26 protein-coding genes and 1 tRNA gene are annotated in these 26,193 nt (G+C 60.2%); 7 read left to right on the forward strand and 20 right to left on the reverse strand.

The genetic code is table 11. From position 1 onward, the window contains the following. Window positions 1-43: 43 nt before the first annotated feature. From C1722_RS04215 to C1722_RS04270, 12 genes are all read right to left on the reverse strand, one after another. Window positions 44-1,450: a D-alanyl-D-alanine carboxypeptidase family protein gene (locus tag C1722_RS04215; RefSeq protein WP_244902439.1), complete on the reverse strand. Its 1,407-nt coding sequence runs from the start codon at window positions 1,448-1,450 to the stop codon at window positions 44-46. After that, on the reverse strand, window positions 1,443-1,868 hold the full coding sequence (locus tag C1722_RS04220; protein WP_102378138.1) for an ACT domain-containing protein: 426 nt from the start codon (window positions 1,866-1,868) through the stop codon (window positions 1,443-1,445). The genes C1722_RS04215 and C1722_RS04220 overlap by 8 nt, the downstream gene beginning before the upstream one ends. Further along, complete coding sequence (locus C1722_RS04225; RefSeq protein ID WP_102378139.1) at window positions 1,865-3,175, reverse strand: phenylacetate--CoA ligase family protein; 1,311 nt, start codon at window positions 3,173-3,175, stop codon at window positions 1,865-1,867. The genes C1722_RS04220 and C1722_RS04225 overlap by 4 nt, the downstream gene beginning before the upstream one ends. A gap of 20 nt (window positions 3,176-3,195) precedes the next feature. Beyond that, window positions 3,196-5,136: a VanW family protein gene (locus C1722_RS04230; RefSeq protein WP_146040601.1), complete on the reverse strand. Its 1,941-nt coding sequence runs from the start codon at window positions 5,134-5,136 to the stop codon at window positions 3,196-3,198. 305 nt (window positions 5,137-5,441) lie between these two features. Continuing rightward, a complete protein-coding gene (locus C1722_RS04235; protein ID WP_102378141.1) occupies window positions 5,442-6,104 on the reverse strand; it encodes a CDP-alcohol phosphatidyltransferase family protein in 663 nt (220 codons plus the stop codon). A 143-nt stretch (window positions 6,105-6,247) separates the two neighbouring features. Beyond that, window positions 6,248-6,625: a 4Fe-4S dicluster domain-containing protein gene (locus C1722_RS04240; protein WP_102378142.1), complete on the reverse strand. Its 378-nt coding sequence runs from the start codon at window positions 6,623-6,625 to the stop codon at window positions 6,248-6,250. A 5-nt stretch (window positions 6,626-6,630) separates the two neighbouring features. Further along, complete coding sequence (locus C1722_RS04245) at window positions 6,631-7,719, reverse strand: hydrogenase large subunit (protein WP_102378143.1); 1,089 nt, start codon at window positions 7,717-7,719, stop codon at window positions 6,631-6,633. Between the two features lies 1 nt (window position 7,720). Further along, the gene (locus C1722_RS04250; protein WP_244902440.1) at window positions 7,721-8,416 is read right to left on the reverse strand and encodes an NADH-quinone oxidoreductase subunit C; all 696 of its coding nucleotides are present in this window, start codon (window positions 8,414-8,416) and stop codon (window positions 7,721-7,723) included. Further along, window positions 8,413-8,856, reverse strand: a complete 444-nt coding sequence (locus C1722_RS04255; protein WP_102378144.1) for an NADH-quinone oxidoreductase subunit B family protein — start codon at window positions 8,854-8,856, stop codon at window positions 8,413-8,415. Before C1722_RS04255 ends, C1722_RS04250 begins: the two co-directional genes overlap by 4 nt. Window positions 8,857-8,869: 13 nt before the next feature. Beyond that, a complete protein-coding gene (locus C1722_RS04260) occupies window positions 8,870-9,739 on the reverse strand; it encodes a complex I subunit 1 family protein (RefSeq protein ID WP_102378145.1) in 870 nt (289 codons plus the stop codon). 12 nt (window positions 9,740-9,751) lie between these two features. Then, a complete protein-coding gene (locus C1722_RS04265) occupies window positions 9,752-10,813 on the reverse strand; it encodes a proton-conducting transporter transmembrane domain-containing protein (RefSeq protein ID WP_244902441.1) in 1,062 nt (353 codons plus the stop codon). Beyond that, a complete protein-coding gene (locus C1722_RS04270) occupies window positions 10,792-11,919 on the reverse strand; it encodes a proton-conducting transporter transmembrane domain-containing protein (RefSeq protein WP_244902553.1) in 1,128 nt (375 codons plus the stop codon). Before C1722_RS04270 ends, C1722_RS04265 begins: the two co-directional genes overlap by 22 nt. A gap of 328 nt (window positions 11,920-12,247) precedes the next feature. On the opposite strand from C1722_RS04270, the gene C1722_RS04275 reads away from it, so the two are divergent. Together C1722_RS04275 and C1722_RS04280 are read left to right on the forward strand one after the other, a co-directional pair. Further along, window positions 12,248-12,679 carry an MOSC domain-containing protein gene (locus C1722_RS04275; RefSeq protein WP_102378148.1) on the forward strand — a complete coding sequence of 144 codons (432 nt, stop codon included), beginning with the start codon at window positions 12,248-12,250 and terminating at the stop codon, window positions 12,677-12,679. 230 nt (window positions 12,680-12,909) lie between these two features. After that, complete coding sequence (locus C1722_RS04280; RefSeq protein WP_102378149.1) at window positions 12,910-13,113, forward strand: cold-shock protein; 204 nt, start codon at window positions 12,910-12,912, stop codon at window positions 13,111-13,113. Between the two features lie 105 nt (window positions 13,114-13,218). Here the strand turns inward: C1722_RS04280 and C1722_RS04285 are convergent, their stop codons facing one another. After that, window positions 13,219-13,479 carry a GlsB/YeaQ/YmgE family stress response membrane protein gene (locus C1722_RS04285; protein ID WP_102378150.1) on the reverse strand — a complete coding sequence of 87 codons (261 nt, stop codon included), beginning with the start codon at window positions 13,477-13,479 and terminating at the stop codon, window positions 13,219-13,221. Between the two features lie 273 nt (window positions 13,480-13,752). Here C1722_RS04285 and C1722_RS04295 point away from each other — a divergent pair, with 273 nt between their 5' ends. Then, on the forward strand, window positions 13,753-14,217 hold the full coding sequence (locus C1722_RS04295) for a GNAT family N-acetyltransferase (protein ID WP_102378152.1): 465 nt from the start codon (window positions 13,753-13,755) through the stop codon (window positions 14,215-14,217). 487 nt (window positions 14,218-14,704) lie between these two features. On the opposite strand, the gene C1722_RS04305 is transcribed toward C1722_RS04295, so the two are convergent. Both C1722_RS04305 and C1722_RS04310 read right to left on the reverse strand, forming a co-directional pair. Next, a tRNA-Pro gene (locus C1722_RS04305) sits at window positions 14,705-14,781 on the reverse strand. Between the two features lie 159 nt (window positions 14,782-14,940). Then, window positions 14,941-15,903 carry a helix-turn-helix transcriptional regulator gene (locus C1722_RS04310; protein ID WP_102378154.1) on the reverse strand — a complete coding sequence of 321 codons (963 nt, stop codon included), beginning with the start codon at window positions 15,901-15,903 and terminating at the stop codon, window positions 14,941-14,943. A 322-nt stretch (window positions 15,904-16,225) separates the two neighbouring features. Between C1722_RS04310 and arcA the strand changes: the two genes are divergently transcribed. From arcA to C1722_RS04325, 3 genes are all read left to right on the forward strand, one after another. After that, on the forward strand, window positions 16,226-17,443 hold the full coding sequence (gene arcA / locus C1722_RS04315) for an arginine deiminase (RefSeq protein WP_102378155.1): 1,218 nt from the start codon (window positions 16,226-16,228) through the stop codon (window positions 17,441-17,443). 87 nt (window positions 17,444-17,530) lie between these two features. Then, window positions 17,531-18,970, forward strand: coding sequence for a basic amino acid/polyamine antiporter (locus C1722_RS04320; RefSeq protein ID WP_102378156.1), 1,440 nt, complete (start codon window positions 17,531-17,533; stop codon window positions 18,968-18,970). 60 nt (window positions 18,971-19,030) lie between these two features. Then, the gene (locus C1722_RS04325) at window positions 19,031-20,149 is read left to right on the forward strand and encodes an aminotransferase (protein ID WP_102378157.1); all 1,119 of its coding nucleotides are present in this window, start codon (window positions 19,031-19,033) and stop codon (window positions 20,147-20,149) included. Window positions 20,150-20,227: 78 nt separating this feature from the next. Here the strand turns inward: C1722_RS04325 and coaBC are convergent, their stop codons facing one another. After that, window positions 20,228-21,457, reverse strand: coding sequence for a bifunctional phosphopantothenoylcysteine decarboxylase/phosphopantothenate--cysteine ligase CoaBC (coaBC, locus tag C1722_RS04330; RefSeq protein WP_102378158.1), 1,230 nt, complete (start codon window positions 21,455-21,457; stop codon window positions 20,228-20,230). Beyond that, entirely contained in the window at window positions 21,450-22,496 is a 1,047-nt protein-coding gene (hemH, locus tag C1722_RS04335; protein WP_342352750.1) for a ferrochelatase, read from the reverse strand. Before hemH ends, coaBC begins: the two co-directional genes overlap by 8 nt. A gap of 86 nt (window positions 22,497-22,582) precedes the next feature. Here hemH and C1722_RS04340 point away from each other — a divergent pair, with 86 nt between their 5' ends. Further along, complete coding sequence (locus tag C1722_RS04340) at window positions 22,583-23,485, forward strand: putative ABC transporter permease (protein WP_244902442.1); 903 nt, start codon at window positions 22,583-22,585, stop codon at window positions 23,483-23,485. A gap of 105 nt (window positions 23,486-23,590) precedes the next feature. Here C1722_RS04340 and C1722_RS04345 read toward each other — a convergent pair whose 3' ends face one another. Genes C1722_RS04345 through C1722_RS04355 form a run of 3 tightly spaced genes read right to left on the reverse strand, consistent with a single transcriptional unit; the run spans window position 23,591 to window position 26,131 of the window. Next, the gene (locus tag C1722_RS04345) at window positions 23,591-24,610 is read right to left on the reverse strand and encodes an RluA family pseudouridine synthase (protein WP_102378160.1); all 1,020 of its coding nucleotides are present in this window, start codon (window positions 24,608-24,610) and stop codon (window positions 23,591-23,593) included. Then, entirely contained in the window at window positions 24,610-25,236 is a 627-nt protein-coding gene (lspA, locus tag C1722_RS04350; protein ID WP_244902443.1) for a signal peptidase II, read from the reverse strand. Before lspA ends, C1722_RS04345 begins: the two co-directional genes overlap by 1 nt. A gap of 4 nt (window positions 25,237-25,240) precedes the next feature. Beyond that, window positions 25,241-26,131 (reverse strand): class I tRNA ligase family protein, encoded by an 891-nt coding sequence (locus C1722_RS04355; RefSeq protein WP_102378162.1) that lies wholly within the window; start codon window positions 26,129-26,131, stop codon window positions 25,241-25,243. Between the last annotated feature and the right edge of the window lie 62 nt (window positions 26,132-26,193).

Here is a 26,193-nt window from a genome sequence, read left to right on the forward strand (position 1 = left end):
ACCTTTACCTCATTCGTATCGTTTCACGCGCAAGCCGCTCGGCTCACGCGCTGGTCTTGTCAACGACAAGCGGCGTCTCATTGTACAGAACGCTCTCTGCAACCGTGGACTGTCCCGAGAAACCCCTGAACAGGCGATCCCACCAAACGCCGATGCCCTCGAACAGATCGGGCGCATTCACGTCTTCGGCGGCGATCAGATCGACCGTAGCCATCACGGAGTTACGCTGCTTGAACGTGAGCGTTCCGATCTTGTCGCCCGCATGCACGTTGCCCGTAAGCTCGTCGTATTCGACCGACTGGCTTATGTTGCCGTTCAGGTCGAATATGTCGATGACCTGATCGGGGTCGGCAACGGTCGCCTTGACCGTACGGTCTATCCATTCGGTATGGGCGACCTCGGCGACAACCGGAACGTCGGCGAAACTTCCGTTAACGTCCGATGCCGTGGTTTGCGAGGTGTTCACAAGCCGATAATCCCCAGTATGCTCGTATACCCAGTCGAGGAGCGTCTGCGCATCGGTGAAACGCTGCGCTTCGGACGTGGAGTGGATGACGATGGCGTACATTTCGACGCCCTCGCGGTTTGCGGCGCCTGCAAACGACCATCCCGCAAGGGCGGTGAACCCCGTCTTGATGCCGCATGCACCGTCGAATCCGTTTTTGAGCATCTCGTCGGTGCTCTCGAGGTACAGGCTCGCCAGGCTTCCGTCGGCCCGCGTAACATCGATGGTCGTCGAGGGGGTCGCAACGATGGAGCGGAACGTATCGTTCTTCATGACCGCTTGCGCCATGATTCCCACGTCGGCTGCGCAGCTGTGATGAGAACCCTGCCAGATGCCGTCGTCGAGGCCGTGCGGGTTCTCGAACACCGTATCGGTGCAGCCGAGCTCGGCAGCGCGGGTGTTCATGCGCTCCACGAATACGTCGTAGGCGTCCTCGTCGCTTAATGCGGCGTCGCCTGCGATAACGCGACCGACGCTTTCCGCGATGGCAATGGCCGCATCGTTGCCCGACGAGAGCAGCAGCGCATTGAGCGCTATCTCGAGCGTCATGGTGTCGCCCTCGGCAAGCGAAGCGCTCGACTCGCCCACCGTCGCCGCCCGTGCACTCGTCGTGACAACGGTGTCGAGCGGGGCGCTCTCGAGCGCAACGAGGGCGGTCATGATCTTGGTGATCGATGCTATTTGGGTCGAATCGGCGGCGTTTCGCTCGAAATAGACCGTTCCTTCCGAATCCATGACGAGGGCGTACTCCGCGTCGATGCTCGGACATTGCGCAACCGATAGGCCTCGCGAATCGACCGAAACGCCGTAGATGACATCTGCCTTGCGAACGTCGGCATACGCTGCCGGAGCAGCGAACCCGAAGCCGAGAGCCAATACAAGTACGCAAGCCGTGAAGCTCGCGTACCAGGATAGTGCCCTCTGTTTTACGAGTGGCTTAATCAACGTGATAGATTTCCTCCGGTGCAACAGGCGTGAAGCCCGCGTCTTCCAATGCGTCTTCAATACTATGGTCGCTCACCTTGAGCACGTCAATGGCGTACTCTTGGTTAACGGAAAAACAATAGCCGTACTCGATGTTGACGTCGTGCTCGTTGAAGAACTCGAGCAGATCCGCCAATCCTCCCGGCCTGTTCGGCACGCGAACGCCGAGCACGGGCGTGAGCGTGGCGCGATAGCCCGCATCCCTGAGCGCCTCGACCGCCGCCTCGGGCGTATCGCAGAAGATGCGAGCTACGCCGAAATCGGCAGTATCGGCTAAAAACAGGGCGCTCATGTTGATACCCGAGTCGGCGATAGCGCGGCATGCGCTCGCCAGGCGGCCCTTTTCGTTCTCGAGAAATACCGTCAGTTGCGAAATCATGCTTGCGTCCCTTCTCTCAGGTCTACAATGCGTTTTGCCTTGCCCTCGCTGCGCTCGATCGTCTTCGGCTCGACTATCTTGATGTCCACGGCGATCTGCAGGTTGCTCTTGAGCTCGCCTGCGAGGCGGGCTTTCAGCTCCTCGAGCTTGCGGATCTCGTCGAACGGGTAGTCGGGAACGGTCTCGACCTGCAGCTCGACGCGGTCGAGCGGTCCCTTGTTCGTGAGGATGATCTGGTACTGCGCTGCGATCTCCGGGAATCCGACGATAACCTGCTCGATCTGCGACGGGAACACGTTGACGCCGCGTATGATGAGCATGTCGTCGGTGCGGCCCACGATGCGGTCGATCTTGCGATGGGTGCGTCCGCAGCTGCATTCTTCGGCGATGATGCGCGTGACGTCGCGCGTGCGGTAACGCACGAGCGGGCAGCACTCGCGGGTGAGCGTGGTGAACACGAGCTCGCCCCACTCGCCGTCGGGCAGCGGTTTGAGCGTATCGGGGTCGACTATCTCGGCGAAGAACTGGTCTTCGGCCACGTGGAGGCCGTTGGCGGCGGCGCATTCCATCGCCACGCCCGGTCCCATCACTTCGGACAGGCCGTACACGTCGCAATACTGCACGCCGAGCTTCTCGCGGATATCCTGGCGCATGCTCTCGGATGCGGGTTCGGCGCCGAGGATAACGCCCGAAACCTTGAAATCCTTCGCGGGATCAAAGCCCATCTCTATCGCCGTATCGGCAATGAGGAGCGCGTAGGAGGGCGTACAGGCTAAGATATCGGTGCCGAGATCCTTCATCATCTGAATCTGGCGCTTCGTGTTGCCCGACGAGGTGGGGATAACCGAGCACCCCACGGCCTCGCCGCCTGCGTGGGCGCCCAAGCCCCCGGTGAACAGGCCGTATCCGTAGGATACCTGGATGGTCGATTCGGCGCTTCCGCCGACCATGTAGATGCCGCGCGCAAAGCAGTCGCCCCAGTTCTTCAGGTCGCTTGCCGTATGGCCGACAACCGTCGCCTGTCCCGTCGTACCCGACGAGGCATGGATGCGGGCCACGTCCTTCTGGGGTACGGCGAACAGGCCGAACGGATAGGCGTCGCGCATGTCCTGCTTGACGACGAACGGGAAGGAAGCCAGATCGTCCAGAGATTTGAGGTCGCCCGGTTCGACGCCCGCCTCTTTAAACGACGAGCGATAGAACTCGACGTTGTCGTAGGCGTGCTGAACCGACCATTGCATCCGCTCGAGTTGGAGCTGCCGGAGCTGTTCTGCCGGCATGGTTTCGATATCTGGCTGGAAATACACTGAAGCTACCTTCTTTCGTTCTATTCGCTCTTCTGCGTGTCATCCTCGTTTTGGCCTGAGGCGTCCGTTTCTTTGGCCGGAGGCCCCTCGACCTTCACTTCGTTTAAGGGGTCGTACGTCGAGGAGAAAAGATCCTCATGGAGTATTGTGCCATTTTTGTCCTTCACCGTACGCACGATCGAGATTTTTCTGCCGTCCGACCCGACGGTTTTCACATAACTGGTGCCCGGAGCGAGGTTTTCATCGACCGTCGTCTTGGTCTTGTACTTTTCGCCCGCCTGCCACTCGCCCACCTGCGTGCTTACCTGATACTCGGGATTGACGCCGTACAGCGTGGCGGTTACGGTCGTGTCGGTGTAGGTCATCGCAAGCAGCACATCGGATGCGCTGTCGTTCTCCCATACCAAATTAAGATCGGGGTAGGCGACTGCGGCGTCGCGTCCGACGGGATAGCTCGCGATGTAGAGCGAGTGGTTGTGGCGCGTGATCACCGGGAAGCCCGATTCGTACACCGCGTTGAACACGGTCGTCGCAACCTGGCAGATGCCGCCGCCGATCGCATCGACGAATTCGCCGTCGAGGATGGCGCCTGCGCCCTGGAATCCCGCCTCTTCGTTGTAGTCGCCCGAGATGTCGTTGAACGACCATCTTCCTCCCCCGGCCTCGATGATCGAGTTGTTGAGCAGGTCGGCGCCGAGGTGTATGTTGTGCTGGCGGGAGGTCGGCTCGACGGTGTACTCGGTGGTGAACGAGGCGATCGAGCTGATCACGCCGTTTTCGAGCGCTTCGTCGAACGTCATCGTGTCGGGAACGCGTTTCGAGTCGACCGGTATCGTCGGCGCCGTAGCGTCGGAAGACTCGGAGTCCTGCGCGGCGAATAGAGCCGATTCGAGCTTTTTCACCGCATCTCCCGCGACGGGAATGGTTTCGTCCGTTTCGGTGTGGACGATGCGCTCGCCGTTCGAAACTTCGAAGGTGACCTTGATGGCATCGCCCTCGAACGTCGCCTTGAGATGGTTGATCAGGATGCCTTTTGCAACATCCTGATCAAGGAACGGCACGAGTTCGAAGGAATCGCCTTCGCCCTCGATGCGCGTTTTGACCCAGTTGCCGATATCGGTCGCCGATGCGTTCCACGTCGTGTCGCCGAACGTGAACACGGCACCCGAAGCGATGGACCCGTTTACGAGGTCGCAGACGCGCTGCGCCTCGTCGCGGGTAATCTGGATGGGAGCGTATTCGGTTTCTGCAACGAAGATCGCGCGAGCGCCCTCGTTGGAGAGAAACGCTTCGTTGAGCTTCGATTCGAACCATGCGCGGTCGACCATGTCGCCGTCGTGTCCGTCGGTTACCTGCGCAACGCCGTCGGCTACCGCGATATCGAAGTTCACGCGCGGATCCCCTATCGCCGCATCGATTTCTGCGGCGAGCGATTCGAGGGCGGCGGCATCGAATCCGACCTGCGGCTCGATATCGTATCCGAAGAGAAGCGCGCTCACGCGTGCGGGAAGTCCCCCCTCGTCGCGGCCGACGGCCAAGGCCCTATCGGCGAGCGCATCGACGTCGAGTACCGCCGAAAGGGAATCGACGTCGGCCGTCCAGAGCACCTTGTTGGCTTTCGCCTCGTCGACCGACTGCTGTTCTGCCAGGGCGTTGTTCTGCGTCTTCTCGAGTGCGGCCTCCACATCCCTACTCGCCTCTTCGTTCGCGAAGATCAGCACCTCTTTGCCTTCGAGCTGGGCAGCGTAGGCTTCGGACACCATCGAACGCGCCTCTTCGGGCGTCTTCCCGCCAAGATCCAGGTACCCTATGCTTACTCCCGGGTAAATCTTTCCCGAGTTCAAGCCGAGGTCTACAGCCCATATGCCCGCGATGACGACCATGAGCGCTACTGCGGCGACGGCGATTTTGCTTTTCGCTATCGCATGGGCGGCGTATCCGAAGAGCCGCCCTATCGCCATGAATGCAGCAGCGCATGCGCCCGCGACGGCACGTACGAACGCATGCGCTGCGCCGTTGCTTGATCCCCGGGCCGGCTCTTTCGTCCAGAGCGTGGTTTGTCCCAAGGGGTTTTGGGCGGCGGGTTTGCTTCCTCGCGCTTTGTCTCGAGTCCGGTTCGCGGTGCTCTGCTGCAAGGGAACGCCCGTCGGCGCAGCGTTTTTCCCGTACGGCGCACGAGACGAGCGCGCAGGGGGCGCTTTCCTGACGCTCGGCTTCTTGCGTTCGGGCTTTTCGGAATATGTGCGACGGCTATCGGCCACCGAGGTTAAGCGGCTTCCCGGTTTTGCGCTGCCTTCAGTTCCTTGCAGGCGGCGATGACATAGTAAACCGTCGTGATGAGCGCAAGAAGCAGACCCGCGTACACGAACCAGATGCCCCACGATACGGGATCCGCGTTGAATCCGGGGAGCCATGCGGCATCCGCGATTCCGAATCCGCCGATGAGCGGCCAGTTGAGCAGCAAGCCCGCAAATCCGACGAACAGAAACGTCGTAGCGACTTTCCCAGCATATATGACGGGAACCCTGATGCGGTACCTGCTCAGGAGGAACGCTCCCCCAACGAGCAGCAAACCGTCGCGCACAAGCACGACGGCGATGATCCAAAGCGGCAGCCTGCCCACCATGAGCAATCCGAGAACCCCCGATATCATAAGCAGCCGATCGACGGCCGGATCGAGAAGCTGTCCGAGCTTCGAGACCGTGTGGGTGCGGCGAGCGATCTGCCCGTCGATCCAGTCGGTGCCCGCCGCAAGCGCGAAAATGAACGTCGCAAGCACATCGTAGCCCTCGGTAAGAAGCACGAGGAACACGGGTATCATGCACAGGCGGATGGCGGAGATGACGTTCGGTACGGTGAGTATTCTGTTCGAGACCGGTTCTTCCTCGGCCGTAGCGCTCTCATCCCGCTGATCGGTAGCCTTCGACATTCCTCTTCTTTCTCGCATAACGAAAACAGGGCCCGCATTACACGAGCCCTGTTAGATGACGGATAAGGTTTTCGTCCCGATGAAACCATCGGATGCTCGTGCAGCCAAAGCTCACAGGCACCCATTCTATCAGGTTTCCGAGATTACTCGGCTTCCTTCGCAGCAATTTTACCATCTGTTGCCGTTTCTTTGGAAACGACGTCGACCGACTTCTTGGTTGCGGGGGGCGTGTAAGCCGGGTCCATGTGCAGGCACGCCTTCGGGCACTCCCGTACGCAGCTTCCGCATTGCACGCATCTGAACCGGTCGATCGCCCAGGTTCCCGCCGGTTTGTCAACGGTGATCGCCCCGGTCGGGCACCGCTTCATGCAGATGCCGCAGAGGATGCATGCGTCGATATCGTTGACGACGTGGCCTTTGAGGCCTTCGGGCGCGAACCTTGTTTGCGCCGGGTACTGGATCGTCTCCGGCTTCTTGAAAATCGATCCGAGCGTCATTTTACCCAGTTTGAAGCTTCCCATGGCCCTTACCTTTCCGTGCAGCTGATGCAGGGGTCGATCGTCAGCACGATCATATTCACATCGGCCAGATCGCATCCTGCGAGAGCGGTTGTCATGCCTGCAAGGTTTTGGGAGGTGGGCGTCCTCATGCGCATGCGCTCAAGGTACTTCGTTCCATTGCCGCGTGCGTAGTAGTAGCACTCGCCGCGCGGCTGCTCCACGACGTTGGCCGCTTCCGCACCGGCAGCGGGCGAACCCTTGACCGCCACCTCGATATCGCCGGCAGGGATCTTGGAGATCATCTCTTCGATGATGTCGATCGACTGCAGCACCTCGAGCGCACGAACCTTGACGCGCGCGTAGCAATCGCCTTGGGCGTCGAGGATGGGCTTGAAATCGGAAAGATCGCCGTAGCCGCCGTTGCCGAGGCAGCGCACGTCGTTGTTCACGTTGGATGCGCGGGCGAACGGACCGACCATGCTCAGGTTGACGGCGTCCTGCTCGCTGATGTAGCCGACGCCCACGGTGCGGTTCTTGACCGAGCTGTCCTTGAGAAACGCATTGCATATCTGACGGTATTCGTCTTTGATGCCCTCGAGCGTCGACTTCATGTTCTCGAGCTGCGTTGCGTCCATGTCGCGCACCACGCCGCCGACCTTGACGACGGAGAAGATCACACGGCCGCCCGTCGTCGCCTCGAACACGTCGAGCACGCGCTCGCGGAGGCGCCAGCAGTGCATGAACAGGCTCTCGAAACCGAACGCGTCGGCAGCGAGGCCCATCCACAGGATATGCGAATGGATACGCGAGAGCTCGTGCCAGATAACGCGCAGGTATTCGGCACGCTTCGGTATCTCGACGCCCATGAGTCGCTCGACCGTTTCGGCGTAGCCCATTGAGTGTCCGAACGCGCAGATGCCGCAAATGCGCTCTGCCACGTAGATGAACTGGTTGTAGTCGCGCGTCTCGACGAGCTTCTCGAGCCCGCGGTGAATGAATCCGATCTGGGGAATGGCCTCGATGACTTTCTCGTCTTCGACAACCAGGTCGAGGTGGAGGGGTTCGGGCAGTACCGGGTGCTGCGGCCCGAACGGGATGACGGTTGCCTTTCCCATGCTACTCACCTTCTTTCTGGTCGGTTGCGGCAGGTTTCGCCGCACTGTCGGCCTGTTCCTTCTTGGCCGCCTCGCGGGCCGCCTTCGCCTCCATGGCCGCCTTGAGCTTTGCGGCTTTCTCAGGATCGAGGTTGGCGATCTTGTCGGCTTTGGCAGCCTCGGCTTCGGCAGCTTGCTTCTTCGCCTTCGCCTCCATGGCCGCGCGAACCTTCACAGCCTTCTCGGGATCCATACCCGCGAGCTTCGCCTCCATGTCGTCGGCGGTGCCTGCGCCCTTCTCTTTTGCGGCTTTCGCAGCGGCGAGCTTTTCGGCCTTTTCGCGCGCCGCCTTCTGGGCGGGGGAAATAACCGTCATGGGCTCGGACTGGGCGACGTGGTAGAACTTGCCGCCGAAGTCGATGGCGATCCCTTCGATCTCGGCTCCGAACAGATCGTGCGCCTCGTTTTCGAATACGAACGCCTCGAGGAAAATATCGGTAACCGAAGGCACCTTCGTGCCCTTCTTCACGCCTTTGATCGTGTATATCTTCAGGTCGGCACCCTGCATGTAGGCGTACTGCAGATCGAGTCCGTCGTCGGTGTTGACGGCGAGCATCTGCACGTAGCGGTAACCGCGATCCTTCATGTCGGCTGCGCACTGCTTCACGTTTGCCAGCTCGAGGGGAAGAAACTCCGTTTGCAAGCTCAACGCGCTCACGCTCCTTTCTTGTTTGCCTCGAGGGCCTTCGCCTTCTCGTCGAGGATCCCGAGACCCTGGACGACGGCGTCGATGATGGCTTCGGGCCTCACCGCGCATCCCGGCGCGTACACGTCGACGGGTATTGCCTGATCGACGCCTCCGATCACGTTGTAGCAATCGTGGAAGATGCCGGCCGAACAGGCGCAGATCCCGCAGGCGATGACCACCTTCGGCTCGACCATCTGGTTGTAGATCTCCTGGACCACCTTGATGTTCTGCTCGTTGACGCTGCCGGTCACGAGGAATATGTCGGCGTGCTTGGGATTGCCCGTGTTGATGATGCCGAAGCGTTCCACATCGTAGCCGGGGCACAGCGCCGCGAGCACTTCGATGTCGCAGCCGTTGCAGCTCGACCCGTCGTAGTGGATGACCCACGGCGATTTTGTTGCGTAAGACATATGCATACCCCCTTTACAGATACGCGAGGACGGCTATGTTGATGCCGCCGGCGACGAGCGCCACGACCCATGCCGATTTGAGCATGGCCTGCCACTTGACGCGGGCGAAATTGTTGTCGATCCAGATCTCCAAGAAGTAGATGAGGATGATCGCCACGAGGGCGATTGCAAACGAAACCGGGTTGCCCCATATGAAGAACATGCCCGTCCATCCGAGGAACAGGATGTTCTCGCACCAGTGCATGATCTCGACCTTGGCGAGAGTCGGGCCGCTCATCTCGGTCGTGATGCCCTTGACGAGCTCTTGGTGGGCATGATGCGAGTACGACAGGTCGAACGGCGATTTGCGCAGCTTGATCGTCAGAATGAACAGAAAGCCCAAGAACACGAGCCAAATGTTCGTGATGATGGGCGCGTCGAGCGCGAATACGCCCGCAACGTCGAAAGTGCCGGCGGCCATGAAGAACCCTACGGCCATGAACAGCACCATCGGTTCGTAGGCCATGACCTGCAGCGTTTCTCGACCGGCGCCGATCTCGGCGTAGGGCGAACGCGTGGAGTACGCTGCCACGATGAAGAACAGGGCCGAGAGCGTGATGACGAATACGCTCATCAGCAGGTTCCCTCCGCTGAAGAAGATGCCGCCCGCAAGGATCGTGAATACGAGCGCGCAGGTGATGTAGACGCCTTCGGATGAGTTGACGCTCACGTTCTCTTTTCCGAGCAGCTTGCGCACATCGTAGTAGGGCTGGAGCAGCGGGGGCCCCACCCTGCCCTGCATACGGGCGGATATGATGCGGTCGACGCCTGCGAGCAGGCAACCCAGCACGGGAGCGATGATGGCGAAGGCAATGGTTGCGATGATGATAGCGATGATGTTCATGTCAGCCTCCTTCTACATCAGACCCGGCAAGCCGACAGCCGCAATAGCAAACGACGCGACGATCACGATAGTGCACATGATCGTACCGACGGGTGCGATGAGCTTCTCGCCGAAAATAGAATCCAGATACATGTTGCGCGACGTCGCCTTCGTCTCCTGCGAAAGGGAGTTCTGGAACGTACGCTCGTTGTTGTCGATGCTTACGCCCGAGAGGTACACGTCGACCTTGCGGGCCTTGCTTTTGCCGAGACCCGCGAACAGGACGATCACGATGAATACGACCGCGACGCTTGCTATCCACAGGTTGTCCGACGCTATGCCTGCGGCAACGGTGCCGTAGACGCTGTACACGTACGGCTCGACGATAGCCCACGAGATTGCGGGGATCGCGATGCAGCAGGCGATTACGAGCACGGCCATGAGCGAGATGGAGACCCACTCGGAGCGGTGGACGGTCACTTCGTCGTTCTCGGGTTCGGCGGCGATGCCCGAGAGCTTGCCGAGCCATTTGCCCCAGAACATGAACGTTGCAGCAGAGCCGAACGCGAGCAGGATGATGAGGGCGATGTTGCCCGTTTCCACGAACGAGACGAGCGTCGCCCATTTGGCGATCAGCATGCCGAACGGGGCGATGAACATGCACATGATGCCGAGCATCATGAAGCGGGCCAGGCGCGGCATGCGCTCGAACATGAGGTCCATGTCCTCGATGTCGCGGCTGCCGATGTGGTGCTCGGCGGTGCCGACGCAGAGGAACAGAAGCGATTTCGCGATGGCGTGGAACAGGACGAGGAACGTGGCCGCCCAGATGGCCTCAGGCGTGCCGACGCCGGCGCACGCGACGATGAGGCCGAGGTTGGCGATCGTCGAGTACGCGAGCACGCGCTTGGCGTTGCTCTGCGAGATGGCCATGAACGAGCACAGGGCGAACGTGATGCCGCCGACGAGCACGACCATGAGGCTCGGCATGACGGTCATGAAGTTGCCCGAGAACGATGCCGTTCCCGCGTAGAAGATGGGAGCGAGCTTGACGAGCAGGAAGACGCCCGCCTTCACCATCGTCGACGAATGCAAGAGCGCGCTCGTGGGGGTCGGGGCCNCGCGAGCACGCGCTTGGCGTTGCTCTGCGAGATGGCCATGAACGAGCACAGGGCGAACGTGATGCCGCCGACGAGCACGACCATGAGGCTCGGCATGACGGTCATGAAGTTGCCCGAGAACGATGCCGTTCCCGCGTAGAAGATGGGAGCGAGCTTGACGAGCAGGAAGACGCCCGCCTTCACCATCGTCGACGAATGCAAGAGCGCGCTCGTGGGGGTCGGGGCCACCATGGCGCCTAAGAGCCAGGTATGAAACGGCATCTGTGCGGCCTTCGTGATGCCCGCGAACGCGAGGCAGGTTACCGGCAGCACGACGATGGCGGGGTTCTGAATGCCGAACACGATGAAATCGACGAAGGAGAGCGTACCGAGGCCGATGACCATGAAGTACAGGGCACCCAAAAATCCGAGGCCGCCGAGGATGTTCATGATGATTTGGCGGAAAGCGTTCTTGATCGCCTCGTCGGTCTTCGTGTACCCGATGAGCAAAAACGAGCAGACCGTCGTGATCTCCCAGGCTGCGAACAGCCACATCATGTTGTTCGAGAACACGATGCCGAACATGGCGGCGAGGAACAGGAACATAAGCGCGAAGAACGTCGGCCTGCGATCGGGTTCGTCGGCGTGATGGGCTTGGAAATCTTCCATGTAGCCGATTGCGTACACGCAGATCCCCGAGCCGATAATGCCGATGACGAGCGCCATCAAAAGCGAGAGGGAGTCGAGATAGAGCCCGTATTGAACGCTCACATGGTGCGCGAACCCGAATTCGAGAACGAGCGTGCCGACAACCTGGATGATTGCAAGCACCGAGGCGAGCACATTCCTGTACTTGATGCCGTAAGCGAGTATGACGACGGCTATCAGGATGCTGATGCCCGTACATACGTAGTCGATCACCGGCGATGCGTACTCGAAGTACACTCCCCCGGCTCCGAGATAGGTTCCCGCTAGCAGCACGGATGCGAGGCCGATGACAAGGGCCGAAACGCTGACAATCACTTTTCTCGCTTGGTTGTTTCTCACGACGAGAAGAACCGCCGCAACAACCAGCGGGAAAAGGATTAGAAATCCAAGCATACCCACGTGGCTTCCCCCTTCGAATAAAGTGCCATTCTTACAATAATGGCGGCACGAGCCGCCGCGTAAACTCTAGCAAAGATGGAACTCGTCGCCCGCTCGACGCTTCAGACGTGGGGTTTTTATTCGGTCAGCGGGACGTTGGGGCAAATCGTACGATACGATCGGTAGGATAAGGATGGTGGACGGCGCAAAGCCCTCCCGCCCTCTCGCGCTCCCCGAGATTCCCATTCCGCAGCCTGCGACCGCTTTTCATATACCTAGCAATATGCTAGGATTACCAACATTATTCCGAACCGCGATTATTTCAGACGAGAAAGGATCGGACATGGGGACTATCAAAGCCGTATGCGTAAGCGATGCGAAGGGCGTGCAGAAGGAGGAGGTCGGATCGGCGGTTATCGAGCCCGATTTCGGCATCGTCGGCGACGCCCATGCGGGTAAGTGGCACCGGCAAGTCAGCTTGCTCTCGTACGAGAGCATCGAGGATTTCAAGGCGCGCGGCGCTGAAGTGGTCGACGGATCGTTCGGCGAGAACCTCATCGTCGAAGGCATCGACGTGAAAGCGCTCCCCGTAGGTACGCAGCTTGCTTCGGGTGACATTCGCATGGAGATCACGCAGATCGGCAAGCAGTGCCACAGCCATTGCGCGATCTACCATCGCATGGGCGATTGCATCATGCCGCGTGAAGGAGTGTTCGCTAAAGTGCTGACCGGTGGAACCGTGGCCAAAGGCGATACGATCGAGGTATGCGAATAGCACATGCGTGCATGCGAAAAGCGCTTGCGGCGAGGTTTCTTCGCCCGAAACAGCTCGAAGCGTGTTGATATGATGTGCGAACGGCACAATTATCGCCCTACCGTCGGAATGCGCCCCGTAGCCCCCTAGACTCGAATATGCGGCACAGAGTCGCTTATCATCGGCAACGCGTTCAACATGGTTGCAAGCGTTACCAGCATTTGCCCTGCGGGGTAGGAAGTTAGGTTTTCATGTCTACAGGTACAGTCAAGTGGTTCAGCTCTGAAAAAGGTTACGGCTTCATCTCTCAAGAGGGCGGCGAGGACCTTTTCGTGCATTTCAGCGAAATCCAAGGCGACGGGTTCAAGAACCTCGAAGAGCACGACCAGGTCGAGTTCGTCATCGCCAAGGGTTCTAACGGCAAGAACCAAGCGACCCAGGTTCACACCATCTAAACTGCTCGAATATAGTACGAAAAAACGGCCCCGATGGGGCCGTTTTCTTTTCGCGCAACCAAGGTTAAACGCCCGGATTCCCAAGCGCTTCCTGCTCTGCATCGACTACGCGTGGTGAGCGCGAGTGCCGGTCAAGAGGTTGATGATGGCGATCAGGATGATGGAGCCTATCAGGGCCACGACGAACGACCATAGGTTGAACCCGGTAAAGCCGCTCGCTCCGAAGAAGCTCATGACGAACCCGCCCACCAAGGCCCCGATGATGCCCGTCACGACATTCTTAAGCAGCCCGCCATCGGTTTTCATGATCATATTCCCGATCCAGCCCGCGAGCCCGCCGATCACGATCCATACTATAATGCTCATGTTCTCGCTCCTTTCCAAGGGGTAATTCGATTACTGCATGACTTATGGTAGTGCGCCGACTGAGAGGCCGCGTTCGGAAAAACCATTCGTACCCTTCCCGTATGCAGGCCGTTTTCGGCGGAAACCGAACGGAAACCATCCCGTCACCATGGGCGGTTGCGCACCCTCCGCTCGCCGATGCGACGCCAATCATCCCCCTGAAGCGCAGGATGCGCTTACGGGATGGCATCATGAAGGTTGAACCCGCAAGCAAAGCGCTTTACGAGGAGACTTATGATTAGGCCGATAGATGCAGATCAGCTTCGGGGCTCCAAAGCGATGCCGCTGGTGCTTCGCGTTTTCGGAGAGTTCGAAGCGCCCGAGTATTCGGATGAAGGCGTTCGGGAGTTTCAAGAGTACGTCGACGAACGCGCAATGGAGCAGCGGCTGAGAAGCGGCGAGCTGCTCATGTGGGGCTATTTCGTGGACGGTCGGGTTGTAGGCGTGATCGCGATGCGGCCGATCGGCCAAGTATCCCTCCTCTTCGTCGATAAGGAGCACCATAGAAGGGGCATAGCGAGGCGGCTGCTCGACGCCGCCGTTTCAACCTGCATGAAGCGCAGCGCCCGCATCGAGACGACCGTGAACTCTTCTCCGTACGCTGTGGGGTTTTACCGTAAACTCGGATTCGTTGAAACGGATGGCGAGCAAACGCTGAACGGGATTCGCTTCGTGCCGATGAAGCGAACAGAACCATAGCCGTCGGTGCCTGCATGCAGGGGGGCGCCGATGCGCCGTCCGAGCGATGGCGAGGATTCGGGCAGAACGACGATGAGGTTCCGACCGCATCCGCATTCGGAATCGCCGCCGCCCGCTCCGAAGGCGGATTCGTGCGAAAACGCCCCTTGGGTGGCGGCCAACCGTCGTTTTGCGAAAAGAAATCGACCTCAGAGACGGTTGGGGAGTGCCCAACCTGACAGTGATTCGCGAAACCGCAGGTCACAAAATCGCCGACGGCGATCTCGACGGTCAGGGTTTCGCAAAAGTTTCGCAAAGCGACGGTTGACCGCCATTTTTTGGTGTTTTTCGGCAAAATCGGATTAACAATGCCGACATCGACCGGTTTCGCCCCGAATCGCAATGAAACGCCTTTTCACGGGTTCGCAGGCAGCATGCAGAGCAGCCGCGCTGCATGCAAAAATAAAGCAGGCCACCGTGTTTCCATCGATGGCCTGCTGTAAGTTGCTGGTCGGGTTGACAGGATTTGAACCTGCGACCCCTTGACCCCCAGTCAAGTGCGCTACCAAACTGCGCCACAACCCGTAGATTCCGCTTTTCGCTAACCTCAAAAGCAGCGTTGTTTATATTAGTGGTAATCTCCCTTCGTTTCAAGGGTGCATTTTCGAAAATTGCTGAAAAACGGTCTGTTTTCTCGGGTTTACGTCAGGTTTACGAGAGCAGACGTATCCGGGCGGGCAATCATTACGTCTTCCAGAAATCACGAATGAGGTCGCGCCGATCGGCTTGCCCCGTTTTGTGGAGGATGTTGTGCACGTGAACCTTCACCGTGCTCAAGGCGAGGTGCATGGTCGAGGCGATGTTCTGGTTGTCGTTGCCCAAAAGCACGTAGTAAAGCACCTCTAATTCGCGCTCGGAAAGCTGATGGCGGTTTCCGTAAAGCCTGAGATTTTGGTTTACCAGCTCTTCTTGCCGTCCCCCGCCCTGCACCAAAGGTCGCTCGAACCGCAATGCGAGCGTTCTCACGGCATCGCGGGCTGCGACGAATGCAACGATGAGCATGAGGAGGTTCTCCATGTAGTTGCGCTCGACGCCGAAAGTCCGCACGCCGGCATCGAGCGTAGCAGGCTCGACCAGCAGGAAGAAGTTCGCGTCCGATGCAACCACCGCGATACCGAGCACCCAAAGCATGGCGTAGAGTCCCCCATGTCGCTTCAGGCGCGCCCTCTCCTCGTCGGATTTCGTCGCCGCGAACCGAATTCCTATGTAGAGCAACATCCAGTACAGCATGAGGGCTCGCATCGAGTAGAACACGAAGCGTTGGACGTTTCTCTCGGGCACCAGGACAAGCGCGAGAATGCTTCCCAGAACGAAGACGATGCCCGGCGCAACGAGCACCGCCCGTCGCGTTTCGCCCAAGTAATCGCAAACGATCAGCCAAAAGGATACGAGGAACCCTCCCCCCGCGATAATCGAGGCAACCGAACGGGCAACCACGTAGAACGAATCCATCGCCCCCTCGGTCAGGAACGTCACGAAATCGTCTTGGAATACCCAGGCGACATCGAAGAAGTAGAACAAGAACGCAACGAACGCCAGGAGCATCATGCGCTTGCGCGACACCAGGTAGGCCGAAAGGCACGTCGCCGAAGCGAGAATGGAAGCAAGAAGCACGATAAGCGTGAAGTGGAAGAGCAGCAATTCCATCCGAGCACCTCATTCGACGACGATTCAGGCAAACGCGTTCCATGATACACGATCGGCTCGCTTGCTAAACGGCGATCCCCGTTTCGAGCCGGCAGCTTCCCGATCGAAAGCACCACCTCTTCTATCAGGGGTTTAGCGAGGGTGTAGAGACAACTCCCGCTTTTTACACCCACGCTCGTCCCCTCGGTAAACCCCTTTACACCTTTCCTTCACAAATCGAGGGGTCCATGCTGGGCGCCAAGGGGCCGTCGTCGGAGGCTTGAAGCGCCTCAGTTCACGGCTTGGCGAAGAATCTCAACCGTTAGAGAAAGGGAGTTCGCACATGGCTGGTGTAAACGTCAAGAGCGAAATCAAACCCCTGAAGCAGGTGCTGCTTCACCGACCGGGAAAGGAGCTTTTGAACCTCACGCCGAATACGCTCGAAGAGCTGCTGTTCGACGACATCCCGTTTCTGAAAGTCGCCCAGGAGGAGCATGACGCCTTCGCGCAGGCGCTTCGCGACAACGGCGTCGAGGTGTACTACCTCGAAGACCTGACCGCCGACGTGCTCGAAGCCGATCCGGCGCTTCGCGAGCAGTTTCTCAGGCAGTGGATCGAAGAGGCCGGCATCCGCACCGACCGCTATCAGAAGATCATCTTCGACTACATGCAGGAAAACTATCCCAATGCGTTGGACTTCGTGCTCAAGACCATGGAGGGCATCAACCTTGCCGAGCTGCACACCGACAAATCGAACTCGCTCGTGGACCTCGTGAGCGAATCCTCGAAGATGGTGATCGCACCCATGCCGAACCTCTACTTCACCCGCGACCCGTTCGCTATGATCGGCAACGGCGTTTCCATCAACAGGATGTACTCGGTCACCCGCAACCGCGAGACCATCTACGGCGAGTACATCTTCGCGCATCATCCGCTGCTCAAGGGCACGCCCGAGTACTACAGCCGTTACAACACCTTCCACATCGAAGGCGGCGACATCCTGAACCTCAACGACCACGTGCTCGCCATCGGCATCTCCCAGCGCACCGAGCCCGATGCGATCGACGCCATCGCGAAGAACATCTTCGGCGATCCCACAAGCCCGATCGACACGATCCTCGCGTTCAACATTCCGAACTCGCGCGCGTTCATGCACCTCGATACGGTGTTCACGCAGATCGACACCGATAAGTTCACCATCCACCCCGGCATCATGGGGCCGCTCACCGTGTTCGAGATCACGCCCGAGGGCGAAGGCATCAAGGTGCGCGAGATGAACGATACGCTCGAAACCGTCCTCGAGACCTACCTGGGGCTGCCCGTCGAACTCATCCCCTGCGGCGGCGGCGACCGCATCGCAGCCGAGCGCGAACAGTGGAACGACGGCTCGAATACGCTCTGCATCGCTCCGGGCACCATCGTGGTGTACGAGCGCAACGACGTGACGAACAAAGTGCTCAAGGACAAGGGGCTCAAGGTGATCGAGGTTCCCTCCGCCGAGCTCTCGCGCGGCCGTGGCGGCCCGCGCTGCATGAGCATGCCCATCTGGCGCGAAGACTAGATCATACGGCTTTAAGACGGTGCCGGATTCGACGGATGCGTTGGTCCGGCACCGCTCGTTATCGGACGATTCTTGGAAGGGATGCACATGGAAGAACAGAAGAAACAGGGCATCGGCCTGTTCGGGCTGATCGGCATGGTGGTCAGCTCGTGCATCGGTTCGGGCGTATTCGCCATCACCGGGCAGCTCGCACAGGTCGCTGCGCCCGGCAGCGCGCTCATCGCCTGGGGCATCGTCGGCTTCGGGTTCATGATGCTCGCGCTCTCGCTCGCGAACCTCGGCGCCAAGCGCCCCGACCTCCACGGCATATTCCAATACGCCGAAGAAGGCTTCGGACCGTTCGCTGGATTCCTTTCCGGCTGGGGGTACTGGCTCTCGGCGTGGCTCGGCAACGTCGCGTTCGCCACGATGATGATGTCGACGGTCGGGTATTTCTTCCCCTCTTTCTTGCCCGGCAACACGATCCCCTGCATAGCCGTGGCCTCGGTCATCATGTGGCTGCTCACCCTGCTCGTCATCCGCGGGGTTGAAAGCGCGTCGTTCCTGAACGCCATCGTCATGGTGTGCAAGGTCGCTTCGATCGCGGTGTTCATCGCGTTCACGCTGTTCCTGTTCAACGCGAACGTGTTCACCGCCGACTTCTGGGGCATGCTCCAGAACAACATGGCGGCCATGGGCGAGCTCGGAGGCGAGGCGGTCGGGATCGGCAGCATCGGGGAGCAGGTGACGAACTGCCTCATCATACTCATGTGGACGTTCGTGGGAATAGAGGGCGCAACCGTCATGTCGTCTCGCGCACGGCGCAAGAGCGATGTGGGAAAGGCCACCGTCATCGGCCTTATCTGCCTGCTCGCCATCTACGTCTGCGCGTCGGTGCTCCCCTACGGCTACATGCCCTACACCGAGATCGCAGCCATGAACTACCCCGCCATGCTCTACGTGTTCGAGTCGATGGCGCCCGGCTGGGGCGGTGCGTTCGTATCCATCGCCATCATCATCTCGGTCATGGGCTCGTGGCTTTCCTTCACGATCCTACCCGCCGAGACCACCTCGGACATGGCCGAGCGCAAGCTTCTGCCCGCAGCCTGGGGCAAGCTTAACGCCAAGCGCGCGCCGCAGTTCAGCCTGCTTCTGGTGGGCGCGTGCACGCAGGTGTTCATGCTCACGCTCCTCTTCTCCGCCGACGCGTACAACTTCGCGTTCTCGCTGTGCACCGTGGCCATCGTGATCACGTGGACCATGGCGGCGGCCTACCAGGTGAAGTACTCGGCCGAGAACAGGCAGACCGGCCAGATGATCATCGGCATCGTAGCCGTCGCCTTTCAGGTTATCGGCGTGCTGTTCAACGGCTGGTCGTTTTTGCTGCTCACGTGCGTCGGCTACGTCCCCGGATTCCTCGTGTACGCAAAGGCGCGCAAAGATCAGGGGCGCGGTCTCACGAACCCCGAGAAGATCGGCATGGGCACCATCACCGCGCTCGGCGCGCTCTCGCTCGTGCTGCTCGCGCTGGGCGTCATCAGCTTCTAAGTTCCTTGCATCTTCTGCTACGGCGGCGTACGGTTGAGCTGCCTCGAAAGGAGTACCGTTATGAACATAGCCACGATCGGCGTCGAAGACTGGCTCAACGTGTGGGAGAAAAGCGCCACTTACGACATCGCGCAATCCACCATCTCTTCGATGACCATGGACGAGATCCTCGCGCTCGACGAGCATGAGGGCGCCGATTTCTACGAGCGCCTCGGCAGAGAGAAGATGAACTACGGATGGATCGAAGGCTCCCCCGAATTCAAGGTCGAGGTATCGAAGCTCTACCGCTCGGTCGATCCCGACAACATCCTCCAGACCAACGGGGCCACCGGCGCGAATCTGCTCGCCTTGCTCGCACTCGTGGAGCCGGGCGATCACGTCATCGCCGAATACCCCACTTATCAGCCGCTCTACGAGATCCCGCGCACGCTCGGAGCAGAGGTCGAGTACTGGCACATCCGCCAGGAGAACGGCTGGAACCCCGACGTCGAGGAGCTCAAGCGCCTCGTGCGCCCCGACACGAAGCTCATATGCATCAACAACGCAAGCAACCCCCTCGGCACCGTGCTTTCCGCCGACATGCTCGAGGAAATCGTCGAAATCGCCCGTTCGGTCGGCGCCTACGTGCTCTCCGACGAGGTGTACCTGCCGCTTGAGGACACCGAATCGTATCGCTCGATGGCCGACCTCTACGAAAGGGCCGTGGTTACCAACAGCCTCTCGAAGACCTACTCGGTTCCCGGCGCCCGCATCGGTTGGACCGTTTCCAACAAGGAGCTCGCCGACCGGTTCCGCGTGTACCGCGACTACACCATGATCTGCGACGGCGTGTTCAACGACGCGCTCGCCGTGCACGTGCTCAGGAACAAAGAGAAGGTGCTCGATCGCAACCGCGCCATCGTGGAGAACAACCTGGCCATTGCCCAGGCGTGGGTTGATGGCGAACCTCGGGTGAGCTGGGTCGCGCCCAAAGCGGTTTCAACCTCCTACATCCAGCTCGATATCCCCATCGACGATGAGCGGTTCTGCATCGACCTGCTGCGCGACTACGGCGTGCTGCTCGTACCGGGCAGCAGATTCGAGCTCCCCTGCGGAGCCCGCCTCGGATATTGCGCCGCAGAAACGACGCTGCGCGAGGGTCTCGATCGTTTGAGCCGGGCGCTGCGCCGATTCGACTAGCACACGCAACGAAGGTGCCCCGAACGCTACCGGGCTTCGAGCCGGACCTCGTTCGGGGCACCTTCGCATGGACGGGCTCTATTTCTCGATGAACCGCGCCGCCCGATCGAGTACGATATCGGCGATCTCGCTTTTCGCGAGCCGAGGCACGTCGAGCACGCCGTCGGCGCTCACGAGCCACACCTTGTTGTCGTCGGTGCCGAAGCCGAGGCTTCCCCCCACATCGTTCGCAACGATCATGTCGGCATTCTTTTTCGAAAGCTTGACCTGAGCGTTCTCTATCACACCATCGGTTTCGGCTGCAAACCCAACCACCACCTGGGAAGTTTTCGCGTTGCCGAGCGTCGAGAGGATATCGGGGTTCTCGACAAGCTCGATCGTCGAGAGCTCGGCGTCGGCAGCTCCCTTTTTGAGTTTTCGAGAAGCGGGATTCTTCGGCCTCATATCGCTGACCGCAGCCGCGAACACGGCGATGTCGCAACGGGCGAACGCCTCCTCTGCCGCAGCGAGCATTTCCCTTGCGCTTTCAACGGCAACCGTGCGCACGCCTCGGGGGGCGTCAAGCGCCGTAGGACCCGATACGAGCGTGACTTCCGCTCCGCGCAACGCGGCCGCCTGGGCGATCGCATATCCCATCTTGCCCGAAGACCGGTTCGTAAGATAGCGAACCGGATCGATGGCCTCGACGGTCGGGCCCGCGGTTACTAGCACCCGCTTCCCCTGAAGGTCCCGCTCGACACCCAGCACGCGAAGCGTCCGATCGACGATCTCGTCAACATCGGCCAATCGGCCCCTTCCCACTTCGCCGCAGGCAAGGTAGCCGTCGTCCGCCTCGATGAAGTGCGTGCCGCGGGTATGGAGCACGCCCATGTTCTTGCGCGTTGCCGGGTTCTCGTACATATGCACGTTCATTGCGGGAGCGATGATCAAAGGGACCGTCAACGCGAGCGCCGTTGTAGTGAGCAGATCGTCGGCGATGCCGCACGCCAGCTTTGCGAGCACGTTCGCCGTGCAGGGCGCGATGAGCATCGCGTCGGCTTCCTGAGCGAGCGATATGTGGTGTATGGGATCTCCCGGCTCGTCGAACAACCTGACTGCAACCGGTTCGCGCGTAAGCGCTCGAAACGTCGTGGGGCCGATGAATTCGCACGCGTGCTCGGTCATCACCACCTTGACGCGGACCCCCGCTTTCTGAAGCCCCCTCACGATCTCGGCCGACTTGTAGGCGGCAATGCACCCCGTCACGCCGAGTAGGACGGTCTTCTGGGCGCATTCCGACCGGCGCGACCCGTCCGCTGCTCTATCCATCGATGCGCTCCTTAACATAAGGGATCGTTACGTCGAAGAGCACTTTCGCATGCGCCTTGCTGCGATCGAGGCACGGCACGTATACGAAATCGCCATCTCCGATCGGATTTCCCGCTTCCCGCGCCTTCTCTTCGTAGAACGGCTTGAGTTCGGCTCCGATGTCGTAGATCGTCTCAAGGCAGTCGACTGCGAATCCGGGGCAGACGAAGAACACACGCCCTTCCCTTGCCTCGGCCCAGCGGGCGAGCACCTCGGTCGTGTAGGGCGAAAGCCACTCGCGGCCCTTGTCGAAGCGGCATTGGTATCCGATGGTCCAACGCTTGCGATCGATCCCGAGCTCGCTTGCGATCTGGAGGCTCGACGCACCGGTCTGCAGCTCGTAGGTGTCCCCCGCCTCGATATCCTTCAGGGGAATCGAGTGGAACGAGAGCAGCAGCTGATCGTCGGATTCGGGATCGAATCCCGCATGTTTGATCGAAGCGGCGAGGGCCTTTATGTACATCGGATTATCGTGATAGTTGTCGATGAAATCGTAGGTTCCCTTCCAGCCTGTCTTCTTTACGGCTCGCTCGACGCCGTCGTGAACCGAACCGGTCGTCGAATGCGCGCTCTGGGGGTACAGCGGAAGCACGACCACGTGGCTGCAGCCTTCGCCGGCGAGATCTTTGAAGGCCGATTGTATGCTCGGATCGCTGTAGCTCATCGCGTGGCGCACGACGACGTCGCCGTAGCCGCCCTCGGCGAACGCGGCGGAGAGCCCGTGCACGAGCTTCTCGTGGGCGATGGTGAAGGGCGATCCTTCCTCGGTCCAGATCTGCTCGTATTTCGCGCCGCTTTTGCGACCGCGCACCGGCAGGATGCACAAATGCACGATGAGCCACCAGCAGACCCTGTTCATCGGGGCTATTCTTTTATCCAAGAGAAACTTACCCAGGTACTTACGCACTGCTTTCGGCTTCGGGGAAGAGGGGGTTCCCGTATTCACCAACAACACGCCGCATCGAGTATGCGCCGGCATATTTCCATCACTCCTGCCCATTCGGTAAGTTGAAACGAAACCGTCATGTAGGTTCACGAACAATCTAGTATACTCTAGCCTCGTATCAAGGCAATAGGAGCGCAGGGATGGGAAAGCAAACGGAAAAAACGGGTTCCCGCCAAACCATGGCGAGCGAAGAAAAGGCACAGGACCCCGAGTCCAGCACATCCCGCACGCCCCCGTCTTCGCAGGCAAGCGAGGATGGGCAGCGAATACCAGACGACGGACCGCTCGGCACATCGGCCGATGTGCCGAGCCGCGAAGCGCCGAAGGCGGCGGGGAAAGAATCGCCCCTCGTCCAGTTCGCCAGCGAACTCAAAGCCCAGGTGTTCCATAACCAAGGGTTTCTCAAGATCGACTATTTCACGATGTTCTGGCTGTTCGTGGCCGGATCGGTATTCGGTCTGACTGTCGAAACGGTCTACCACGCCATCGTGTTCGGCGGATGGGAGAGCCGAGCCGGCCTCGTATGGGGGCCGTTCTCCCCTATCTACGGCACAGGTGCGGTGCTGCTCACGCTGTTCCTCAACCGCTATTATCACTCTCACAACCTTGTAATATTCCTCATATCGATGGTGGTGGGCTCGGCGATCGAGTACGTGACCAGCTGGGGCATGGAAACGTTTTGGGGCGCGATCGCTTGGGATTACACGGGCACCTTCGGCAGCATCCAGGGCAGGACCAACTTTTTCTTCGGGATGATGTGGGGCATGCTCGGACTCGTGTGGGTCCGCATCATCATGCCCGTCGTGAAGCGCGTGTTCTCCCATATCGATTCGAAGAGCAGGATCGCCCGCATCGCCACCGTGCTCATGACGCTGTTCATGGCAGCGAACATCGCCTGCACGTGTTTGGCCCTCGACCGGGAAAGCCAGCGCATGGCGGGCATCCCCGCAACCGATCCCATCCAGAAGTTCTGCGACGACGTGTTCCCCGACAGTTTCCTCCAAGCGCGATTTCAGAACATGACGGTCACGGCTAAGAAATAGCCGGGGGCCGAACCGCTGCGGCCGAAAAGGTACTTGGGCGCTCTCCGGGTCGAAACGACCGAGCGAACTCCGGCGACGGCGTCGCACGCCGCACGCAGGTTTCGGCTATCGAAGCGATCCTTTCCCGATAGCGGCGTATGCCGTTTCGCCTGCTTCGGTTCTCCCCCGAGAACGATCGGAGATCGATTCGAGTGCACGAGCCAGATCTGCGGGCAGACCATCGACGAATTCGAGGTCTTCGCCCGTTGCAGGATGGGTGAATGCAAGGCGATAGGAGTGGAGGAACTGCCTCGTCAAGCCGAGCTGCATTGCGACCGATCCGCTTCCGTACACGGGATCGCCCACACAGGCATGCTTGATGTAGTTCATATGCACGCGTATCTGATGCGTCCTTCCGGTGAAGAGCTTGCAGTCGACGAGCGTGTACCCGTCGTCCTTCGGTCCCGCGTCAAAGCGCTCGAGCACGGTAAACGTCGTAATCGAGTCGCGGGCCGAAGCGGAATCGCTGACCGCCATGCGCGTGCGCTCGCGATCAGCACGCGCTATGGGAGCGTCGATCATCCCCGTATCGTGCGGGATGACGCCCTGTACGAGCGCCAGATAATGCCGATCGACGATGCGGTCGCGGATATCGTCCATGAGGCTTTGGCCCACCTCGTCGGTCTTGGCTGCGAGCATGAGGCCGCTCGTATCGCGATCGAGCCGGTGAACGATGCCGAGGCGGTCGCGCTCCCCCTGAACGTTGCAGAGGTTGTCGGCTCCGCAATGGTAGATGAGGGCGTTCACAAGCGTTCCGTCGAAGTGATCGGGCGACGGGTGGCATACCAATCCGACCTGCTTCGACAAAACGATGAGGTAGTCGTCTTCGTAGCGGATGTCGAGATCGATCGGCTGCCCGACCAGGTGCGTTCGGGGAGCCTCTTCGGATACCTCGTAGACGATCGTATCGCCCGCGCAGACCGCCGCCTTCTTCGCAAGCGATTCGCCGTTGACGAAGACGCGGCCTTCCTCGATGGCTTTGACCGCTGCCGACCTGCTCGGATACAGCTTTCGGGCGGCAGCGAGGGCGTCGAGGCGCATCCCGTCGTCTTCGGGGGCGACGATATGGACGAGTGAACGCGCCATCAGGCCGCAGGCCCTTTCCCGTCGTCGCCTCGATCGGCCTTCCACCCATCGTCCCCAAGTGCCGTCGTTGCGGCAGCGCGAAGGTCGGCTTTTCTCCACGCGTAGAGCATGCTGGCGATGAACACGACGAAACCGCACGTGACGCCGATATCGGCAACGTTGAACACGGGGAAATCGATGAACGTGAAATCGACGAAGTCAACCACATAGCCGAGCGTGAAACGGTCGAGCGCGTTGCCGATGCCCCCCGCGAACACGAGGGCGAGGCCGATGATCTGACCTGCGTTCATGTCCTTCGAAGCGATGACGAGGTACGCGACGAGCGCGATGCAGACGACGATCGACATGATGCCGAGAGCGAACGTCGAATCGCCGAACATCCCCCATGCGGCACCGGTGTTGTGAACGAGCCTGAAACGAAACAGCCCTGCAATCGGATCGCCTATCACATCGCCCGGTGCAAACGACGTGTTAAAGTAGCTTTTGGTCGCCACGTCGACGGCAAGCCACACGGCCGCCAAACAAGCGAACAAGAGCGCCGCACGTCCGCGTCCGCATTCCTTCGGAGATTTCGCCGAAGGCTTTGCGGAAGGCTCGGTCTGGGTCTCTGTCGGGGTTTGCTCCACGGCGCTATTCCTTGTAGCCGATGGCGTCGAGCGCATCGCCGCAGCGCTTGCACACATCCGGGTGGTTCGGGTTGCCGCCGAGCTCGCGGTAGTTCCAGCAGCGCGGGCATTTCTCTCCGTGTGCGCGGCCGATGCGCACGGAGAGCTCGTCGCCCTCGACGAACGTGACCTGCGATACGATGAACAGCTCCTCGAACACCTCGGGTGCGAACCGCTCGGTATAGTCGAGCACCGAGCGCGGTGCGGTGATCTCGATGGACGCCTCTTGGCTCTTGTTGATCTCCTTGGCGCCGCGCGCCTCCTCGAGCGCCTTCATGGCCACCTCGCGCACGCCGAGCACGACGCCGAACGCCTCGGAGATATGCTCGGCTCCCCCTGCGGGGACGGCCGGCATGAAGTCGCTATCCTCGGGCCAGCCCGCGAGCTGCACGCTCTGCGGATGCCCGTTTTCGGAGCGCAAGCCTTGAGGGTAGCTCTCCCACACCTCGTCGGTCGTGAAGGACAGGATGGGGGCGAGCACGCGCACGAGTACCTCGAGGATGTTCATGAGCACGGTCTGGGCGCCGCGGCGCAGCAGCGAATCGGGTGCCTCGGAGTACAGGCGGTCCTTGAGCGCGTCCATGTAGACGGCCGAGAGGTCGCTCACGATGTAGTCGTACACGGCTCGGTACACCAGGTGGTATTTGTAGGCGTCGTAGGTCGCCTCGACGTCGTGGAGCAGGTGCTGCACGCGCACGAGCGCCCACTGGTCGAGCGGCGAGAGGTCGCCCCACGAGGCGACCGCGTCGCTGCGGTAGTCGAAGTCGGCGAGGTTGCCGAGCAAAAACCTGAACGTGTTGCGGATACGGCGGTAGGCCCCGCCCGCGCGATCGGGTATCTTTCTCTTTTTCACCATGATGTGTGTAAGAGACAGGCACGCGCCCTTGGAGCGGCGGTCCTATATCGGAAGAGAGTCGG

Source organism: Raoultibacter timonensis (assembly GCF_900240215.1).
Classification (GTDB): Bacteria; Actinomycetota; Coriobacteriia; order Coriobacteriales; family Eggerthellaceae; genus Raoultibacter; species Raoultibacter timonensis.

Bases quoted from the DNA above. Each gene is read 5' to 3' on its own strand.
- C1722_RS04220 (WP_102378138.1), bottom strand. From the start codon at position 1,868: ATGATTTCGCAACTGACGGTATTTCTCGAGAACGAAAAGGGCCGCCTG.
- C1722_RS04230 (WP_146040601.1), bottom strand. From the start codon at position 5,136: ATGGCGATAGGGCGGCTCTTCGGATACGCCGCCCATGCGATAGCGAAA.
- C1722_RS04235 (WP_102378141.1), bottom strand. From the start codon at position 6,104: ATGTCGAAGGCTACCGATCAGCGGGATGAGAGCGCTACGGCCGAGGAA.
- C1722_RS04240 (WP_102378142.1), bottom strand. From the start codon at position 6,625: ATGGGAAGCTTCAAACTGGGTAAAATGACGCTCGGATCGATTTTCAAG.
- C1722_RS04245 (WP_102378143.1), bottom strand. From the start codon at position 7,719: ATGGGAAAGGCAACCGTCATCCCGTTCGGGCCGCAGCACCCGGTACTG.
- C1722_RS04255 (WP_102378144.1), bottom strand. From the start codon at position 8,856: ATGTCTTACGCAACAAAATCGCCGTGGGTCATCCACTACGACGGGTCG.
- C1722_RS04260 (WP_102378145.1), bottom strand. From the start codon at position 9,739: ATGAACATCATCGCTATCATCATCGCAACCATTGCCTTCGCCATCATC.
- C1722_RS04275 (WP_102378148.1), top strand. From the start codon at position 12,248: ATGGGGACTATCAAAGCCGTATGCGTAAGCGATGCGAAGGGCGTGCAG.
- C1722_RS04280 (WP_102378149.1), top strand. From the start codon at position 12,910: ATGTCTACAGGTACAGTCAAGTGGTTCAGCTCTGAAAAAGGTTACGGC.
- C1722_RS04285 (WP_102378150.1), bottom strand. From the start codon at position 13,479: ATGAGCATTATAGTATGGATCGTGATCGGCGGGCTCGCGGGCTGGATC.
- C1722_RS04295 (WP_102378152.1), top strand. From the start codon at position 13,753: ATGATTAGGCCGATAGATGCAGATCAGCTTCGGGGCTCCAAAGCGATG.
- C1722_RS04310 (WP_102378154.1), bottom strand. From the start codon at position 15,903: ATGGAATTGCTGCTCTTCCACTTCACGCTTATCGTGCTTCTTGCTTCC.
- arcA (WP_102378155.1), top strand. From the start codon at position 16,226: ATGGCTGGTGTAAACGTCAAGAGCGAAATCAAACCCCTGAAGCAGGTG.
- C1722_RS04320 (WP_102378156.1), top strand. From the start codon at position 17,531: ATGGAAGAACAGAAGAAACAGGGCATCGGCCTGTTCGGGCTGATCGGC.
- C1722_RS04325 (WP_102378157.1), top strand. From the start codon at position 19,031: ATGAACATAGCCACGATCGGCGTCGAAGACTGGCTCAACGTGTGGGAG.
- coaBC (WP_102378158.1), bottom strand. From the start codon at position 21,457: ATGGATAGAGCAGCGGACGGGTCGCGCCGGTCGGAATGCGCCCAGAAG.
- hemH (WP_342352750.1), bottom strand. From the start codon at position 22,496: ATGGGCAGGAGTGATGGAAATATGCCGGCGCATACTCGATGCGGCGTG.
- C1722_RS04340 (WP_244902442.1), top strand. From the start codon at position 22,583: ATGGGAAAGCAAACGGAAAAAACGGGTTCCCGCCAAACCATGGCGAGC.
- C1722_RS04345 (WP_102378160.1), bottom strand. From the start codon at position 24,610: ATGGCGCGTTCACTCGTCCATATCGTCGCCCCCGAAGACGACGGGATG.
- C1722_RS04355 (WP_102378162.1), bottom strand. From the start codon at position 26,131: ATGGTGAAAAAGAGAAAGATACCCGATCGCGCGGGCGGGGCCTACCGC.